At 51.9% G+C, this 16,283-nt stretch carries 19 protein-coding genes and 1 other RNA gene; 11 read left to right on the top strand and 9 right to left on the bottom strand.

Going from position 1 to position 16,283, the window contains the following annotated elements:
• Positions 1-429 (top strand): tail fiber assembly protein, encoded by a 429-nt coding sequence (locus L362_RS09915; protein WP_023344714.1) that lies wholly within the window; start codon positions 1-3, stop codon positions 427-429.
• 70 nt (positions 430-499) lie between these two features.
• Here the strand turns inward: L362_RS09915 and L362_RS09920 are convergent, their stop codons facing one another.
• The 4 genes from L362_RS09920 to smpB all read right to left on the bottom strand — a co-directional run bounded on the left by L362_RS09920 (position 500) and on the right by smpB (position 3,753).
• Positions 500-1,849: a hypothetical protein gene (locus tag L362_RS09920; RefSeq protein WP_023344713.1), complete on the bottom strand. Its 1,350-nt coding sequence runs from the start codon at positions 1,847-1,849 to the stop codon at positions 500-502.
• Positions 1,850-2,306: 457 nt separating this feature from the next.
• The gene (locus L362_RS09925; protein WP_023344712.1) at positions 2,307-2,546 is read right to left on the bottom strand and encodes a DinI family protein; all 240 of its coding nucleotides are present in this window, start codon (positions 2,544-2,546) and stop codon (positions 2,307-2,309) included.
• 271 nt (positions 2,547-2,817) lie between these two features.
• Positions 2,818-3,181: a transfer-messenger RNA gene (gene ssrA, locus L362_RS23960) on the bottom strand.
• An 89-nt stretch (positions 3,182-3,270) separates the two neighbouring features.
• Positions 3,271-3,753, bottom strand: a complete 483-nt coding sequence (gene smpB, locus L362_RS09930) for an SsrA-binding protein SmpB (protein ID WP_008502505.1) — start codon at positions 3,751-3,753, stop codon at positions 3,271-3,273.
• Between the two features lie 156 nt (positions 3,754-3,909).
• On the opposite strand from smpB, the gene L362_RS09935 reads away from it, so the two are divergent.
• Positions 3,910-4,347 (top strand): type II toxin-antitoxin system RatA family toxin, encoded by a 438-nt coding sequence (locus L362_RS09935; RefSeq protein WP_014832955.1) that lies wholly within the window; start codon positions 3,910-3,912, stop codon positions 4,345-4,347.
• Positions 4,337-4,624 (top strand): RnfH family protein, encoded by a 288-nt coding sequence (locus L362_RS09940; protein WP_008502503.1) that lies wholly within the window; start codon positions 4,337-4,339, stop codon positions 4,622-4,624. The genes L362_RS09935 and L362_RS09940 overlap by 11 nt, the downstream gene beginning before the upstream one ends.
• 108 nt (positions 4,625-4,732) lie before the next feature.
• Here L362_RS09940 and bamE read toward each other — a convergent pair whose 3' ends face one another.
• The 3 genes from bamE to nadK all read right to left on the bottom strand — a co-directional run bounded on the left by bamE (position 4,733) and on the right by nadK (position 7,835).
• Positions 4,733-5,071 carry an outer membrane protein assembly factor BamE gene (bamE, locus tag L362_RS09945; RefSeq protein ID WP_008502502.1) on the bottom strand — a complete coding sequence of 113 codons (339 nt, stop codon included), beginning with the start codon at positions 5,069-5,071 and terminating at the stop codon, positions 4,733-4,735.
• Between the two features lie 138 nt (positions 5,072-5,209).
• On the bottom strand, positions 5,210-6,871 hold the full coding sequence (gene recN, locus L362_RS09950) for a DNA repair protein RecN (protein WP_023325902.1): 1,662 nt from the start codon (positions 6,869-6,871) through the stop codon (positions 5,210-5,212).
• An 85-nt stretch (positions 6,872-6,956) separates the two neighbouring features.
• Complete coding sequence (gene nadK, locus L362_RS09955) at positions 6,957-7,835, bottom strand: NAD(+) kinase (protein ID WP_008502500.1); 879 nt, start codon at positions 7,833-7,835, stop codon at positions 6,957-6,959.
• A gap of 122 nt (positions 7,836-7,957) precedes the next feature.
• Between nadK and grpE the strand changes: the two genes are divergently transcribed.
• Entirely contained in the window at positions 7,958-8,551 is a 594-nt protein-coding gene (grpE, locus tag L362_RS09960; protein ID WP_008502499.1) for a nucleotide exchange factor GrpE, read from the top strand.
• A 52-nt stretch (positions 8,552-8,603) separates the two neighbouring features.
• On the opposite strand, the gene L362_RS09965 is transcribed toward grpE, so the two are convergent.
• Positions 8,604-9,890 (bottom strand): HlyC/CorC family transporter, encoded by a 1,287-nt coding sequence (locus L362_RS09965; RefSeq protein WP_025759264.1) that lies wholly within the window; start codon positions 9,888-9,890, stop codon positions 8,604-8,606.
• An 18-nt stretch (positions 9,891-9,908) separates the two neighbouring features.
• Positions 9,909-10,700, bottom strand: a complete 792-nt coding sequence (locus tag L362_RS09970; protein WP_032623031.1) for a cytochrome C assembly family protein — start codon at positions 10,698-10,700, stop codon at positions 9,909-9,911.
• A 166-nt stretch (positions 10,701-10,866) separates the two neighbouring features.
• On the opposite strand from L362_RS09970, the gene ffh reads away from it, so the two are divergent.
• The 7 genes from ffh to L362_RS10005 all read left to right on the top strand — a co-directional run bounded on the left by ffh (position 10,867) and on the right by L362_RS10005 (position 16,281).
• Positions 10,867-12,228 carry a signal recognition particle protein gene (gene ffh, locus L362_RS09975; RefSeq protein ID WP_008502496.1) on the top strand — a complete coding sequence of 454 codons (1,362 nt, stop codon included), beginning with the start codon at positions 10,867-10,869 and terminating at the stop codon, positions 12,226-12,228.
• Positions 12,229-12,344: 116 nt separating this feature from the next.
• Positions 12,345-12,593 (top strand): 30S ribosomal protein S16, encoded by a 249-nt coding sequence (gene rpsP, locus L362_RS09980; protein ID WP_003863133.1) that lies wholly within the window; start codon positions 12,345-12,347, stop codon positions 12,591-12,593.
• Positions 12,594-12,608: 15 nt separating this feature from the next.
• Positions 12,609-13,148 (top strand): ribosome maturation factor RimM, encoded by a 540-nt coding sequence (gene rimM / locus L362_RS09985; protein ID WP_021241995.1) that lies wholly within the window; start codon positions 12,609-12,611, stop codon positions 13,146-13,148.
• 31 nt (positions 13,149-13,179) lie between these two features.
• Positions 13,180-13,947, top strand: coding sequence for a tRNA (guanosine(37)-N1)-methyltransferase TrmD (trmD, locus tag L362_RS09990; RefSeq protein ID WP_008502493.1), 768 nt, complete (start codon positions 13,180-13,182; stop codon positions 13,945-13,947).
• A 43-nt stretch (positions 13,948-13,990) separates the two neighbouring features.
• Positions 13,991-14,338 (top strand): 50S ribosomal protein L19, encoded by a 348-nt coding sequence (rplS, locus tag L362_RS09995; RefSeq protein ID WP_002914145.1) that lies wholly within the window; start codon positions 13,991-13,993, stop codon positions 14,336-14,338.
• A 131-nt stretch (positions 14,339-14,469) separates the two neighbouring features.
• The gene (locus L362_RS10000) at positions 14,470-14,874 is read left to right on the top strand and encodes a DUF2946 domain-containing protein (protein WP_023344711.1); all 405 of its coding nucleotides are present in this window, start codon (positions 14,470-14,472) and stop codon (positions 14,872-14,874) included.
• 36 nt (positions 14,875-14,910) lie between these two features.
• Positions 14,911-16,281 (top strand): PepSY-associated TM helix domain-containing protein, encoded by a 1,371-nt coding sequence (locus tag L362_RS10005; protein WP_023344710.1) that lies wholly within the window; start codon positions 14,911-14,913, stop codon positions 16,279-16,281.
• Positions 16,282-16,283 lie beyond the last annotated feature (2 nt).

Raw genomic sequence — 16,283 nt, 5'->3', positions numbered from 1 at the left:
ATGAAGAACTATTTATGGTCGCCATCTAAAAACGCATTCATCCCAGAAAGAATGGTTGAAGACTACCGCAATGCTGGCTGGGATATTGATGAGTTAATACCCGTTGCAGACTCTGTTTTTGCGGAATATTCAGCAATGCCTCCAGATGGAAAGATAAGGGGGATTTCTGCCGACAGATTGCCTGAGTGGACAGATGCTCCCCAACTGACAACCGAAGAACAGATCGCTCTTGCAGAACGGAAGAGACAAACTCTTCTCGCAAAGGCAAATGAGGTAACCGCCGACTGGCGCACGGAATTGTCCCTGGGCATTATTGACGATGACGACAAAGCAAAGTTAACGGCCTGGATGATGTACATCAAAGCAGTGAAGGCAGTCGATATCTCCAATGCGCCAATTTTCATTTGGCCTACTAAGCCAGCAATTTAAAACAAGTTGTCCTGCAGTAGTAATAGTTTGAGGTCTGCAATCTATCACAGACCTCAACGCTAGGTATATATTATTGATATGTTGTGATGGGTTTCTCTTTTGCTTTTATTTTAATTGTTACCTGTACTAACCACACGACTGAAATTGCTGCGAGGATGAATGCAACAAGATCAAACGCTATATTCATACCAAAGAGATGCTTGTCTAAATCTCGATAGCCCTCGCCTAAAAATGCAACGTACATTTGTGATACACCAAATGATGATAAAAAGAAAAATATTCCAGCTCGGCTATTCCTGAAGGAGGTGAGTGAAATGAGCATTACTATTAAAAGTATGGTGAACTTGCTCTTTTCAAAGAGTTTATCCTTTGCTTCAGTAATTGATGATAAAGGCCATTCATTATTAACAATTAACTTAAGGTTTTTAAATACATGGAAATAATTCTCTGTTAATTGCGTTTTAATTCCATCATCATATGGAACTTTATAGATAAATGATGGGTTTTCTTTTATCCAATTCAAAACTTCCTTGAAGCCATAGCTGGTATTTCTGTCGAAACATTTCATTCCTATATCCGTTCGCTCAGCTCCGTCTTTTTTACTGAATTTATTGCCCCAAGCATCAATGCCAATGCAATCAGTATCCACACTATCTGGGATAGTCAGATCGTTGCTTTTAGCAAATACATAAACACCAAAGAAATTAGCATGATATTTGTTAAATGATGTTGCTGAGCTCGAACCCAAAACACAAATTATAGATAGTATAAGAGAGAACATGCAACATAGTGATTTTATTGCAATTCGTTGGCGATTGAATATAGCATACATGGAGAAAACAATTAAAGGCGCATAGAAAAACTGACTTTTTGATGTAGCTATTATAACCATGGCTATGGTTGTAATTATCAATGCTTTATTGTCATTTCTAAATGCATATGAGCATATTAACGGGAGGCAGATTAAAAGAACTTGCTCTTGATAGAAAGAATTGAAAAAAGCAACATTTGATGAAGAGTAAAGGAAGATTGATGTGAGAATAAACAGTGCTGTATAAATAACCCCCTTTTTTTTTGTGAAATTAGAGAAAAGTAAGTATAAGGAGAATATGTAAGCAACTTTCAGCAATGTCCCAAAAACATGAATATCGAATTTATCAGTGAATAAAGATACTATCCCTGCGTAAGCATAAAGAATGTAACTGTACGAACTTTTATAATCGTATGAAGAAATCGGATCGAATGAGTCCTTGAGTTTATATGTGAAAGATATGTTCTTCGAAAAAGCTTTTACACCTTCCATAAAAGGTAAAACTACACGGTCAAAGTCTCCGGTATTTATTAAATAAGTATTCCATGACAAGTGACATACCACAAATGCTAAACATGCCACAATTAAGTAATTTATTTTATTTGTCACTTATATCACCTGTTAAGAAATTATGAGGCATTACTACTCTCCCTATATTAATTATTGCAAACTAATTAATTGTATTGAGTATAGCAAGTTTTATTATATCTAGTTTATATTTTATACATTTAACAAGTTTTTATTTTATAAAAAACGCTTAAAATATTTAAAATCCTGAATAAACCATATCGCTATCATAGCTATCTCCATGATCAACAATGTAGGACTCTGCAGACTCCTACCTGATACGAGAGTTATAAAAGAGATGAGAGCTGCCAATCGTACAAAAAAATCTACCATAATTCTTACCGAAAAGTTGTATGACTTACGTTGGCTTATACTACCATCTCAAACAAGAACGATACAGAGGATGTTTAAAAACAACTAAATGGAGGAAAGTACACCATTTTTTAAGGTTTATTTGTTCCTTTTCAATAAATGATGCGATAAATATGTTCAAAATTAATCAGTCAGGAACCAACCACATATCGGACTCTTCAAACATTTCCTCCAGCATGCGATTCAACTTCTCCCGATCGCTTTTGCTGGCATCACTATTCAAGCCATTCGCCTGCATTGGCTTCACCCTCACTTCAGCATCAGGGAAAATCTGGTGCACCCGCTTCGTCAGCTCGGCCAGAATGATCCCTCTGGCCCCTTCGAGCCCCTCAACATTACGCTTGTCATAAACCAGTTCAACGAACATAAAAGCCTCCGGAAAACCACTGTGGTTGTATACAGTATTTTTACTGTAAAAATAAACAGTGTCAAGGCGAGCGCAGCGCGAGGAAGAGAAGTGTTTTTGTTACTCTTAGTTACAAATAGAAAAACCCCAGACCGTGAGATCTGGGGTTCTGTTAAAGTGCACGTGCATTTCACGTGCATTTTTTTGTCTTATCTCGGTCTGCGCTCTGTCTGGTCAGAGTCCATAAGTGGCTGTTTTTATTGCCGCTGCCCGGTTGCAGTCCTATCAAAAGTGGTGGAGCTGGCGGGAGTTGAACCCGCGTCCGAAATTTCTACATCCTCGGTACTACATGCTTAGTTTGTCTTTACATTCGCACGCCAGCTGCGGACAGACACGCCACTAACGAACTAGCCTGATTAGTTTTAACGCTTCAACCCCAGGCAGGGCTTCCACGCGATCTCTTTTGGGTTTGACCTCTCTTTGATCCCCGTCTTAAGAGCGGAAGCTAGGGAGAGAGGGCTCAGAGCAGGTTATTAAGCTGCTAAAGCGTAGTTTTCGTCGTTTGCGACTATTTTTTTGCGGCTTTTAACGAGGCAAACCGCCCCTCGGCATGCACCTTGGGTTTCGCAAATCCCGTCGAATCCAGAATCAGCCCCAATAGTGTTGAACTGAGTATACCAGATTTCACTTCCTGGATACCAGCCCGGAACGCTAACTTATTGAATAGTACAATAAGTGTGCAGAATCAACGTCCTGCGTTTTTCATAATGCGCGCTTTGTCCAGCTGCCACTCGCGCTCTTTCAGGTCAGTACGTTTGTCGTGCTGTTTTTTACCCTTCGCGACGCCAACTTTTACTTTGCACCAGGCGTTTTTCCAGTACAGCGACAGGGCGACCACGGTGAAACCTTCGCGGTTGATGCGTCCGTAGAGGGATTCCAGCTCACGTTTGTTCAGCAGCAATTTGCGCGTGCGCGTAGGGTCACACACATAGTGTGAAGAGGCGACGGTCAGCGGCGTAAAGTTCGCGCCGAACAGGAAGGCTTCGCCATCTTTCAGGATCACGTAGCTATCGCCAATGTTGGCTTTCCCGGCGCGCAGCGATTTTACTTCCCAGCCCTGCAACGCAAGGCCAGCTTCGAATTCTTCTTCAATGAAATACTCGTGGCGAGCACGCTTGTTGAGCGCAATGGTCGCCGAGCCTGGTTTATGTGCTTTTTTCTTCGTCATAAGTGTCGTAAAGCCGTCGGTAATCTGATTTCAAAAAGTCACCTCATTGCGTCCTGTGAGGTCTAACGCGCTATCTTAGCACGAGATGAGGCTTAGCGTTTTTTTAACAGGTGATAAATGTTATTATTTGTCCGTTGTGTGACCATGGGAAATGCTATGCCTCAGATTAGCCGTACTGCGCTTGTGCCTTACAGCGCGGAACAAATGTATCAGTTAGTGAACGATGTTCAGTCTTATCCAGAATTTATTCCGGGATGCACCGGGAGCCGCGTTCTGGAATCCGGCCCGACGCAGATGACCGCGGCGGTGGATGTCTCCAAAGCGGGGATCAGCAAGACGTTCACCACCCGTAATACGCTGACGAGCAATCAGAGTATTTTGATGCATCTGGTGGATGGTCCGTTTAAGACCCTGATGGGGGGCTGGAAGTTTACGCCGCTGAGCGCTGACGCCTGCCGCATTGAGTTCCATCTGGACTTCGAGTTTACCAATAAGCTGATTGAGCTGGCGTTTGGCCGCATCTTTAAAGAGCTGGCATCGAATATGGTTCAGGCGTTCACCACCCGCGCCAAAGAGGTTTACAGTGTCGCATAAGATTGCTGTAGAAGTGGTTTATGCGTTGCCGGAGAAGCAGTATCTGCAGCGCGTGACGCTGGAGGAGGGGGCGACCGTTGAGGCGGCCATCCGTGCTTCCGGCATCCTCGAACTTCGCAGCGATATCGACCTGGCGAAGAACAAGGTCGGGATTTATAGCCGTCCGGTGAAGCTTGGCGATGTGCTGAAAGAGGGCGACCGGGTGGAGATTTATCGTCCGCTGATTGCCGACCCGAAAGAGCTGCGTCGTCAGCGCGCGGAGAAGGCCAGCAAGTAGCGCTTTCTTCTCCGATGGCGCTGCGCTTACCGGGGCTACGATTCTTCGTAAGAACTCAGATACAAAAAAGGTGCTCAATGAGCACCTTTTTGCATTTCTGACACCGGATTATTTAGTCAGGGCAGGCTTGTTGTCGATGTTGGTCAACACACCGGCGCTGCTGAAGGTCAGCGTCAGGGTCTGCTGGGTCGCATCTTCATGGCCCGGCTTCTGACGGAATACATAGAACCAGGTGTTAGTGCCGAACGGATCGGACATCATCGGGGTTCCCAGTGCATAAGCGACCTGCTGTTGTGTCATCCCCACGCGGATTTTGGACACATCGTTAGGGGTAAGGTAGTTCCCCTGGTTGATGTCAGGACGGTAAACCACTTTCTCCAGAGTGGAACAGCCTGCGGTCAACATCAGAAGAACCGCTGCGGCAGCGGTCAGCATTTTACAACGCATAGTGATTTGATTCCTTTTCGGGCCCGAGCAGAACGCGGCTCATATGTAATATGCCGATGATAATAGACCTTGCCCCACTTTGAAACCGGTCTGGCGGCGTTTTTGTTGTTCTGTATGACCCTGAGATCCCGAAAAAGTTTATGCCGCCAGCAGTTCTTTCGCGTTCGCGAGCGTGTTACGCGTGACTTCGCTGCCGCCGAGCAGGCGTGCCAGCTCCTGCAGACGCGCACGTTTATCCAGCGGCTTCATGTGCGTTTCGGTCATTTCGCCGTCGGTTTCTTTGCTGACAATAAAGTGATGATGACCGCAGCCCGCGACCTGTGGCAGGTGGGTGACACACATCACCTGCGTGGATTCGCCGAGCTGGCGCAGCAGTTTACCCACCACCGCCGCCGTCGGGCCGCTGATGCCGACATCCACTTCATCGAAAATCAGCGCTGGGGTGTCCATTTTACGCGCGGTGATCACCTGAATCGCCAGCGCAATACGCGACAGTTCACCGCCTGAGGCCACTTTGGAGATCGCCTGCAGCGGCTGCCCCGGGTTGGTGGTGACGCGGAATTCGATGCGATCCGCACCTTCCGCCGTCAGGTGGTTCTCTTCAAAGCGAACGTCAATGGTGAAGACGCCGTGCGGCATCGCCAGCGTGTGCATGCTGTCGGTAATGTGCTGGCTTAACTCCTGAGCATAGTGCTGACGAATTTCATGCAGCTTTTGCGCTGTCGCCAGCGCCTGTTCATGGTGCAGGCTCACCGCCAGAGAGAGGGTCTCCTGCGAGTCAGCCTGATCGTCAAGCTGCTGCTGCTCGTCCAGCAGAGACTGATAGTAGCCCGGCAGCTCTTCCGGCGTAACGTGGTGCTTGCGCGCCAGCGAGATCTGACGGGAGATACGCTGCTCCAGCTCAAAAAGACGGTTCGGGTCGAGATCCAGACGCTCACAGTAGTGGCGAAGTTCGTCACCGGCTTCAGAGATCTGAATGGCCGCCTCTTCCAGCATATCCAGGACGCCAGACAGTTTGCTGTCCATGCCGACCAGTTCGGTAAGCAGCTGACGGACGTTATAAAGCTGGCTCTGCAGGTTCACGTCTTCGCCATCCGCCAGCAGGTTGAGCGCATTCTGGCTGGTTGAGAGCAAGTGACCGCTGTTCGCCAGGCGCTTGTACTCTTCGTCGATTTGCTCAAACTCACCCGGCTGCGGGTTGAATTCGTTCAGCTCTTTAAGCTGGTATTCCAGCAGCTCCGCACGGGCGGCGCGCTCCTGGCTTTGCTGCTGGTGCTGGGCAAGTTCACGGCAGCTCTGATGCCACTGGCGATAGTGCTCTGCCATAAGCTGAGTAAGCGCGTATTCACCCGCATAGCCATCCAGCAGCGCTTTCTGCTGTTCGGGTTTAACGAGTTGCTGATGCGCGTGCTGACCGTGGATCTGGATAAGCAACTGGCCGAGTTCACGGAGCTGGGAGAGCGGGACCGCCGTGCCGTTGATAAAGCCGCGTGAGCGACCGTCGCTGCTAATAACGCGGCGAAGTAAACACTCACGTCCATCTTCAAGCTGATTCTGCTCCAGCCAGCGCTGGGCGGCAGGGGTGTCTTTCAGGGAGAAACGGGCGCACAGGTCGGCACGGTTTGCGCCCATGCGCACCATGTCGCCCTCAGCGCGGCCGCCAAGGCACAAGCCGAGGGCATCAATGGCAATGGATTTACCCGCACCGGTTTCCCCGGTGATCGCCGTCATGCCGCTGTGGAAATCGATCTCAAGCTCACGAACAATGGCAAAGTTGCTGATGGTCAGTTGTGCCAGCATAATTGTTTTCCTGTATGAAAAACCATAACTGTGTTTTCATACAGTATAAACTGGTTTTATATACAGTAAAGTCCTGGATGCAAAATCAGAACAATTTTTTTGACCAGCCAAGCTTCGAGCTTAATGTGTTGAAATAGCTGTAATCTTTTGGATGTATCAAATTCAGGTGGTAATCACACCGGCGAATAAGCACATCTTCACCTTCCTGGATAGGCAGCGCTATCTGGCTGTCGCAGCTGATCTCCAGGTCGTTACGGCGGTGCGAGAAGCGCAGACGGATCGTGCTGTCGCCGTTGATCACCAGCGGGCGGGCGGAGAGCGTGTGCGGGAACATCGGCACCAGGGTAATGGCATCCAATGAGGGCGTCAGGATCGGGCCGCCGGCAGAAAGCGAGTAGGCGGTTGAGCCGGTCGGGGTGGAGATAATCAGCCCGTCAGAACGCTGGGAGAAGGCAAAGATCTCGTCGATATAGACTTCGAACTCGATCATGTGCGCCACTTTGCCAGGGTGAAGGACAACCTCGTTAATGGCGGTGCTGATGCGTTTCTGGCAGTCCTGCTGGCACACCTGCGCTTCCAGTAAAAAGCGTTTTTCACTGATATAGTGGCCTTCCAGCACGTCGGCCAGCTGCTGCTGCGCATTGTCCGGGTCGAGGTCGGTTAAAAAACCGAGATTGCCACGGTTGATGCCGATGACCTTGATGTCATAACGCGCCAGCGTGCGGGCCGCGCCGAGCATGTTGCCGTCGCCGCCCACCACCACGGCGAGATCGGCCTGTTGGCCAATTTCCGCCAGCGTGCCGGTTTTGACGCTCTTCAGCTGCAGTTCCTGGGCAATCTGCTGCTCGACCATCACTTCATAGCCTTTGCTACACAACCAGCGATACAACATTTCATGTGTCGTTAGTGCGGTAGGGTGACGCGGATGCCCGACGATCCCAATACACCTGAAATGATTATTCATTTTCTGGAGGTCCTTGTGCCTGATGAATGATGACAATCTGTCTTGTTCCCTTGAATCCCGGAAACTGATCCCCATAATAAGCGAAGTTAGCGAGATGAATGCAGAAAAACGCGGAGAAATTCATGAGTAGTAAAGAACAGAAAACGCCTGAGGGGCAAGCCCCTGAAGAAATTATCACGGAACAGCACGATGAAGTTGAGGCTGTAGAGCCAGACGCATCTGCTGAGCAGGTGGACCCGCGCGATGAAAAAATTGCGAATCTGGAAGCCCAGCTGGTAGAAGCACAGAATCGCGAACGCGACAGTGTTCTGCGCATCAAGGCGGAAATGGAAAACCTGCGTCGTCGTACCGAGCAGGACGTTGAGAAGGCGCACAAGTTCGCGCTGGAGAAATTCGTCAACGAACTGCTGCCGGTGATCGATAGCCTCGATCGTGCGCTGGAAGTGGCTGACAAAGCGAATCCGGACAACGCGGCGATGATCGAAGGTATCGAACTGACGCTGAAATCCATGCTCGACGTGGTGCGTAAGTTTGGCGTGGAAGTGATTGCCGATACCGACGTTCCGCTGGATCCAAACGTTCACCAGGCCATTGCGATGGTTGAATCTGAAGAGATTGAAGCCGGTAAAGTGCTGGGCGTGATGCAGAAAGGCTATACCCTGAACGGCCGTACCATCCGCGCGGCGATGGTGACCGTGGCGAAAGCGAAAGCGTAATTCGCTATCCGTAGTGCCGGGTAGCGGCGTTCGCCTTACCCGGCCTACAACCTTACTCCGCGATACTTTCGCGCAGGGGTTTAACGGGCAGGACTTTCACCTGCTTGATCATATTGTCCTGCACGTCCAGGATATCAATATCGTACTGCTCAATGCGCACCCGCGTGCCCGCGGCCGGGATCTCTTCCAACGCTTCCAGAATCATCCCGTTAATGGTGCGAGCCTCATCTTCCGGCAAATGCCAGTTAAAGGCTTTGTTGAGTTCACGAATGTTCGCGCTTCCGTCAATCAGCACCGATCCGTCGTTTTGCGGGGTGACCTCTTCCGCGAGGGAAGGCGACATTGAGGTGGTAAAGTCCCCGACAATCTCTTCCAGAATATCTTCGACCGTCACCAGCCCCTGGATATCGCCGTACTCATTGACCACCAGGCCGACCTTCTTCTTGTTGCGCTGGAATTTCACCAGCTGCGTGCTGAGCGGCGTTCCTTCCGGCACGTAATAAATTTCGTCGGCGGCGCGCAGCATCACCTCTTTGGTGAACTCTTTTTTCTCGGTCATCAGACGATAGGCTTCGCGCACGCGCAGCATGCTGATGGCGTCATCCAGCGAGTCGCGATAGAGCACGATGCGCCCGTGCGGGGAGTGCGTCAGCTGGCGGACGATGGCTTTCCAGTCGTCGTTGATGTCGATACCGACGATTTCGTTACGCGGCACCATGATGTCGTTCACGCTCACCTTTTCCAGATCGAGCACCGACAGGAGCATGTCCTGATTGCGCCGTGAGATCTGCGAGCGGGATTCATTCACGATAGTGCGCAGCTCCTCTTTGCTGAGCGCGCTGCTGATGGTGACGTCGGCTTTGATTCCCACCATCCGCATCAGGACGCGCGTCACCATGTTCAGCAGCCAGACCAGCGGCATCATCAGGATCTGCAGCGGTGCCAGCAGGAAGCTGCTCGGATAGGCGACCTTTTCAGGGTAAAGCGCGGCGATGGTTTTTGGCAGCACTTCGGCAAACACCAGCACCACGAACGTCAGTACGCCGGTGGCAATTGCGACCCCGGCGTTGCCGTACAGGCGCATCCCGACGATGGTGCCGAGCGCAGAGGCCAGAATGTTGACGAGGTTGTTGCCGATGAGCACCAGGCTAATCAGGCGATCCGGCTTGCGGAGCAGTTTTTCAACGCGACGGGCGGCGCGGTTACCCTGTTTAGCACGATGACGTAACCGGTAGCGGTTCAGGGTCATCATGCCGGTTTCCGAGCCGGAGAAATAGGCGGAGATGACCACCATGACGATCAGGATAACGATCAGCGTGGTGGTTGAGATGTGTTCCAGGGGGAACTCCTTTGTTTCTTAGCCAGCAAATTGCTGTATGAAGCGGCTGCCAAAATAGGCAAGGGTGAGAATGCCCGCACCCGCGACGTTGAACCAGACCACGCGACGACCGCGCCAGCCTTCATGATAATGGCCCCATAACAGGACAATATAGACAAACCACGCGATGATGGAGAGCACCGCTTTATCGATATTCTCCACGCTGAACAGGTTCTTCATGTAAAACAGCCCGGTGCAGAGCGTGAGCGTCAGCAGCACCACGCCCACCTGGGTGATGTGGAACATCTTACGCTCAATCACCATCAGCGGCGGCATTTCATGGTTAAACGCCAGCTTTTTGTTTTTCAGCTGGTAGTCAATCCAGGCGAGCTGCATGGCATAAAGCGCGGCGATGATCAGCGTCGCGTAGGCAAAGAGCGACAGGCCGATATGCACCAGCATCCCCGGTGTCGCCTCCAGATGCGTAATGAACTCATTAGGCATAAAGGTGGCGAGGGCCAGATTGATCAGCGCGAAGGTGTAGACAATCGGCAGCAGCAGCCAGCCGCGATTTTTAGACGCGACGATGGTCATTACCGTACAGATCATCAGGCTGACCAGCGAGCCGACGTTCAGCACGCTCAGGTTTTGCACGCTGCCGTCGCCGGGGATAATGCGTGATTCCAGCGCAAAGGCGTGGCTAATCAGTGCGATCACCGCCGAAAGAATAGCCATGCGCCGCCAGCCGCTGTTTTTTTGCAGCAGTCCGGGAATAATCAGCGCGAGGCTGACAGAGTAGGCAACAAGGGCGATCAGTGCGAAAACAGGCATATAGGCATCGACAGTTGTCTTAATAAGAAAGAGAAGCAGTATAACGTTACGTGACGCCTGCTCCAACCGTTGCATAACAACAAAGGCGCCTTCATGTTATACTCCGGCAAAATTCTGTGTATGTGTCGCTCATGGCGGCCCAACGTTTCTACTCAGGCGAGAGACAATGTTTGATAATTTAACCGATCGTTTGTCGCGCACGCTGCGCAACATCAGCGGCCGCGGACGCCTTACTGAAGACAACATCAAGGAAACGCTGCGCGAAGTGCGCATGGCGCTGCTGGAAGCAGACGTGGCGTTGCCGGTTGTTCGTGATTTTATCAACCGCGTGAAAGAGAAGGCGGTTGGTCATGAAGTTAACAAGAGCCTGACCCCGGGTCAGGAGTTCGTCAAAATCGTTCGTAACGAACTGGTTTCGGCGATGGGCGAAGAGAACCAGGTGCTTAACCTGGCCGCTCAGCCACCGGCCGTGGTGCTGATGGCGGGCCTGCAGGGTGCGGGTAAAACCACCAGCGTCGGTAAGCTGGGTAAATTCCTGCGCGAAAAGCACAAGAAGAAAGTGCTGGTGGTCTCTGCGGACGTCTATCGCCCGGCGGCGATCAAGCAGCTGGAAACCCTGGCAGAGCAGGTTGGCGTGGATTTCTTCCCGTCCGACGTGGCGCAGAAGCCTGTCGACATCGTTAACGCCGCGCTGAAAGAGGCGAAGCTGAAATTCTACGACGTGCTGCTGGTGGATACCGCCGGTCGTCTGCACGTTGATGAAGCGATGATGGACGAGATCAAGCAGGTGCATGCCTCTATCAACCCGGTAGAGACCCTGTTTGTCGTCGACGCCATGACCGGTCAGGATGCGGCGAATACCGCGAAAGCGTTTAACGAAGCGCTGCCGTTAACCGGCGTGGTGCTGACTAAAGTGGACGGTGACGCCCGCGGCGGTGCGGCGCTTTCTATTCGTCATATCACCGGTAAGCCGATCAAATTCCTCGGCGTGGGCGAAAAAACTGAAGCGCTGGAGCCGTTCCACCCGGATCGTATTGCCTCCCGTATCCTCGGCATGGGCGACGTGCTGTCGCTGATCGAAGATATCGAGAGCAAGGTTGACCGCGCGCAGGCCGAGAAGCTGGCCAGCAAGCTGAAAAAAGGGGACGGTTTCGATCTCACCGACTTCCTTGAGCAGCTGCGTCAGATGAAAAACATGGGCGGCATGGCCAGCCTGATGGGCAAACTGCCGGGCATGGGCCAGATCCCAGACAACGTGAAAGCGCAGATGGATGACAAGGTGCTGGTGCGTATGGAGGCGATCATCAACTCGATGACGCTGAAAGAGCGCGCTAACCCGGACATCATCAAAGGTTCCCGTAAACGCCGTATCGCAGCCGGTTGCGGCATGCAGGTGCAGGACGTTAACCGCCTTCTGAAACAGTTCGACGACATGCAGCGCATGATGAAGAAAATGAAGAAAGGCGGCATGGCGAAGATGATGCGCGGCATGAAAGGGATGATGCCTCCCGGTTTTCCAGGGCGTTAATCGCTTTTGAGATTGCTTTTTGCCCGAAAATGAGTAAAATTTTCGGGCTTTTAATATGACACCCGGGCTCCGTTCCTCGATGGGGCCCGGTTGTTTTATTCACACAAGAGGATGTTATGGTAACTATTCGTTTAGCACGTCACGGCGCTAAAAAGCGTCCGTTCTACCAGGTTGTTGTGACTGACAGCCGTAATGCACGCAACGGTCGCTTCATCGAGCGCGTTGGTTTCTTCAACCCACTGGCCGCTGGCGCAGAAGAAGAAACTCGTCTGGATCTGGATCGTATCGCTCACTGGGTTGGCCAGGGCGCTACTGTTTCCGATCGCGTTGCTACGCTGATCAAAGCAGCAAACAAAGCAGCTTAATCTGTCACGGTGGTCATGATGAGCAATAAAGCACCTGTTGAACCGATCGTATTGGGAAAAATGGGTTCTTGCTACGGTATCCGTGGTTGGCTCAGAGTGTTTTCCTCCACTGAAGACGCTGATAGCATTTTTAATTACCAGCCCTGGTTTATCCAGAAAGGCGGTAAGTGGGAAGAGGTCGAGCTGGAAAGCTGGCGTCACCACAATCAGGACATCATCATCAAGCTGAAAGGCGTTGACGATCGTGATGCCGCGAATGCGCTGACTAATTGTGAAATTGTCGTGGATTCGTCGCAGTTGCCACAGCTGGAAGAGGGCGACTACTACTGGAAAGACCTTATGGGTTGCCAGGTAGTCACTACTGAAGGCTACAGCCTGGGGAAAGTCATCGATATGATGGAAACCGGGTCAAATGACGTTCTCGTCATTAAGGCAAACCTGAAAGATGCATTTGGCATCAAGGAGCGGTTGGTCCCGTTCCTCGATGGACAGGTTATCAAGAAAGTCGATCTCACTACTCAAACCATTGAAGTAGATTGGGATCCTGGTTTTTAAATTCTCCGGATAAACGGTAAAAGACGGCGCTATGTGGATTGGCATAATTAGCCTGTTTCCTGAAATGTTCCGCGCGATTACCGATTACGGGGTAACTGGCCGGGCAGTAAAGAATGGCCTGCTGAGCATCCAGAGCTGGAGTCCGCGTGACTTTACTCATGACCGGCACCGTACCGTGGACGATCGTCCTTACGGCGGCGGACCGGGGATGCTAATGATGGTGCAACCCTTACGGGACGCCATTCACACAGCAAAAGCCGCGGCAGGTGAAGGCGCAAAGGTGATTTATCTGTCACCTCAGGGACGCAAGCTTGATCAAGCGGGCGTCAGCGAACTGGCGACGAATCAAAAGCTGATTCTGGTCTGTGGTCGCTACGAAGGGATAGATGAGCGCGTAATTCAAACCGAGATTGACGAAGAATGGTCTATCGGCGATTACGTTCTCAGCGGTGGTGAGTTACCCGCAATGACGCTGATTGACTCCGTCGCCCGGTTCATTCCGGGAGTACTGGGCCATGAAGCTTCGGCAACGGAAGATTCCTTTGCCGATGGGTTGCTGGACTGTCCACACTATACCCGTCCTGAAGTGTTAGAAGGGATGGAAGTCCCGGCAGTGTTACTGTCAGGAAACCATGCCGAGATACGTCGCTGGCGTTTGAAGCAGTCGCTGGGCCGAACCTGGCTTAGAAGACCTGAACTTCTGGAAAACCTGGCTCTGACTGAAGAGCAAGCAAAGTTGCTGGCCGAGTTCAAAACTGAACACGCGCAACAGCAGCATGAACATGATGGGAATGCGTAATACGCTCCCGAATATCAGTTTACCCAGGATAAGAGATTAAATTATGAGCAACATTATTAAGCAACTTGAACAAGAGCAGATGAAGCAGGACGTACCTTCCTTCCGTCCAGGTGACACCGTGGAAGTGAAAGTATGGGTTGTTGAAGGTTCCAAAAAACGTCTGCAGGCATTCGAGGGCGTGGTTATCGCTATTCGTAACCGCGGTCTGCACTCTGCATTCACTGTTCGTAAAATTTCCAACGGCGAAGGCGTTGAGCGTGTCTTCCAGACTCACTCTCCGGTAGTTGACAGCATTGCTGTTAAACGTCGTGGTGCTGTACGTAAAGCTAAACTGTACTACCTGCGTGAGCGTACTGGTAAGTCTGCTCGTATTAAAGAGCGTCTGAACTAAGATTCGCTTAAGCGACATCCTGTTAGAAAGGGCTGGCCGAAAGGCTGGCCCTTTTTTATCCCATCGCACCTCTCGCGTTAACCCTTTCGTCATAAATCATTTACAATGCTTGCCTCTTGAATGGAGGGGAAGTGGATAACATACTGCATCAGCATAGTTGGAAACGCGCAGCGGCATTAACCGCGCTGTTCGCGATCCTGCTGATCGTGGTAGCACCCCTTATCTCCGTCTCATTGCAGAAAGATCCCATGAGCGCCATGCCGGGCATGCATCATGAGATGAGCATGATGTCGATGGACGAGCATCACGGCGATATGCCACACACGATGCCCGTCGACCATGCGGAAGCGTGCGGCTACTGCGTGCTGTTAGCGCATGTCCCTGGCGTGATGCTGGCGCTCATCGTCCTGCTCAGCGTGGTGCTGCAGAGGCTTCGCGTTAAGCCGCCGCGTCAGGCGGTCAAGCACTGGCACTTCTTCCCCTGGCTTTACCCTGATACCCGCGCGCCGCCGCGGCAGTCTGCTTTTTCCCTTTAAAAATATCGATAACTTTTTGCCTTAAAAAGGAAAAGTATGACTACCTGCACCTCGCGCGCGGCATGGGGAAACCTGCTGCGTCGCCTTCATTTCTACGTTGGGCTGTTTGTCGGCCCGTTTATCTTCTTCGCCGCGCTAACCGGGACGCTGTATGTGGCGACCCCACAGCTGGAAAACGCACTCTACCGGCACGCGCTCCACACGGATTCTATAGGCGAGCCACTGCCTCTGGCGGAACAAATCGCCCTGGCGGAAAAAACCGTTGGATCAGATTTACGTTTGCACGCCGTTCGTCCGGGCCTGGTTGAGGGCGAAACCACCCGCGTGATGTTCGCTGACCCGAAACTTGGGCCATCGGAGAACCGGGCTATCTTTATCGATCCGGTAAGCCTGACGGTGCTGGGAGATCTGACGGTATACGGCACCAGCGGGATTTTACCCTTGCGCCAGACCATTGATTACCTGCATACGTCCCTGATGCTGGGCGACATTGGGCGCCTTTACAGCGAGCTTGCGGCCTCGTGGATGTGGGTCGCCGCGCTGGGCGGTATTGCCCTGTGGTGTTATACCCGGCCCAAACGGCGGGTCAACAATCGCTTCCAGAACCGGCGTCGGGTGCACGTGACGCTGGGCTGGAGCCTGCTGGGTGGTATGCTGCTGTTCTCCGCAACCGGCCTGACCTGGTCCCAGTGGGCTGGCGGGAACGTGGATAAGCTGCGGGCAGAGATGAACTGGCTCACCCCGCAGGTGAACACGACGCTATCCGGCCAACATGAGGTCGGGGATGAACATGCCGAACACCGCGGTCATCACGGTGGAATGGTGATGCCCGATATGGCGATGGATTTGACGCAGTTTGACGGCGTGTTAAGCGCGGCGCGTAACGCGGGTATTGATGCCAGCAAGCTGGAGATCCGCCCGGCGAAAACGATGGATCGCGCCTGGACCGTGACGGAAATCGATCGCAGCTGGCCAACTCAGGTGGACGCCGTGGCGGTTGATCCTCATACGATGCAGGTACTGGACAGGACCCGATTCGAGGATTTTCCGCTAATGGCAAAACTGACCCGCTGGGGCGTGGATTTCCATATGGGGATCTTATTCGGCCTCGCAAATCAGCTGCTGCTGGTTGCGTTCGGCCTCGCCCTTTGCGTGCTCATTATCTGGGGATACCGGATGTGGTGGATGCGTCGTCCGGCGCAATCGGCTGTGAGTCCGGTACAGACGCTTTGCCAGAGCTGGCTTGCCTTGTCAGTGTGGGGAAGAGGCGTTACGGTGTTAATCAGCGTACTGTTGGGGCTGGCCCTGCCGGTCATGGGCGTGAGTCTGGCGCTGTTTGTTCTGGTGGACTGGCTGCGCTGGCGAGCGGCAACCAGGGTGACGCTCGCCGAATCCTCCGCTAAATAGCC

Source organism: Enterobacter sp. MGH 16 (assembly GCF_000493175.1).
GTDB classification, from domain to species: domain Bacteria; phylum Pseudomonadota; class Gammaproteobacteria; order Enterobacterales; family Enterobacteriaceae; genus Enterobacter; species Enterobacter roggenkampii.
This window is presented reverse-complemented; position numbering and strand designations above follow the sequence as displayed.

Bases quoted from the DNA above. Each gene is read 5' to 3' on its own strand.
- L362_RS09915 (WP_023344714.1), top strand. From the start codon at position 1: ATGAAGAACTATTTATGGTCGCCATCTAAAAACGCATTCATCCCAGAA.
- L362_RS09925 (WP_023344712.1), bottom strand. From the start codon at position 2,546: ATGTTCGTTGAACTGGTTTATGACAAGCGTAATGTTGAGGGGCTCGAA.
- smpB (WP_008502505.1), bottom strand. From the start codon at position 3,753: ATGACGAAGAAAAAAGCACATAAACCAGGCTCGGCGACCATTGCGCTC.
- L362_RS09935 (WP_014832955.1), top strand. From the start codon at position 3,910: ATGCCTCAGATTAGCCGTACTGCGCTTGTGCCTTACAGCGCGGAACAA.
- bamE (WP_008502502.1), bottom strand. From the start codon at position 5,071: ATGCGTTGTAAAATGCTGACCGCTGCCGCAGCGGTTCTTCTGATGTTG.
- recN (WP_023325902.1), bottom strand. From the start codon at position 6,871: ATGCTGGCACAACTGACCATCAGCAACTTTGCCATTGTTCGTGAGCTT.
- nadK (WP_008502500.1), bottom strand. From the start codon at position 7,835: ATGAATAATCATTTCAGGTGTATTGGGATCGTCGGGCATCCGCGTCAC.
- grpE (WP_008502499.1), top strand. From the start codon at position 7,958: ATGAGTAGTAAAGAACAGAAAACGCCTGAGGGGCAAGCCCCTGAAGAA.
- L362_RS09970 (WP_032623031.1), bottom strand. From the start codon at position 10,700: ATGCCTGTTTTCGCACTGATCGCCCTTGTTGCCTACTCTGTCAGCCTC.
- ffh (WP_008502496.1), top strand. From the start codon at position 10,867: ATGTTTGATAATTTAACCGATCGTTTGTCGCGCACGCTGCGCAACATC.
- rpsP (WP_003863133.1), top strand. From the start codon at position 12,345: ATGGTAACTATTCGTTTAGCACGTCACGGCGCTAAAAAGCGTCCGTTC.
- rimM (WP_021241995.1), top strand. From the start codon at position 12,609: ATGATGAGCAATAAAGCACCTGTTGAACCGATCGTATTGGGAAAAATG.
- trmD (WP_008502493.1), top strand. From the start codon at position 13,180: ATGTGGATTGGCATAATTAGCCTGTTTCCTGAAATGTTCCGCGCGATT.
- rplS (WP_002914145.1), top strand. From the start codon at position 13,991: ATGAGCAACATTATTAAGCAACTTGAACAAGAGCAGATGAAGCAGGAC.
- L362_RS10005 (WP_023344710.1), top strand. From the start codon at position 14,911: ATGACTACCTGCACCTCGCGCGCGGCATGGGGAAACCTGCTGCGTCGC.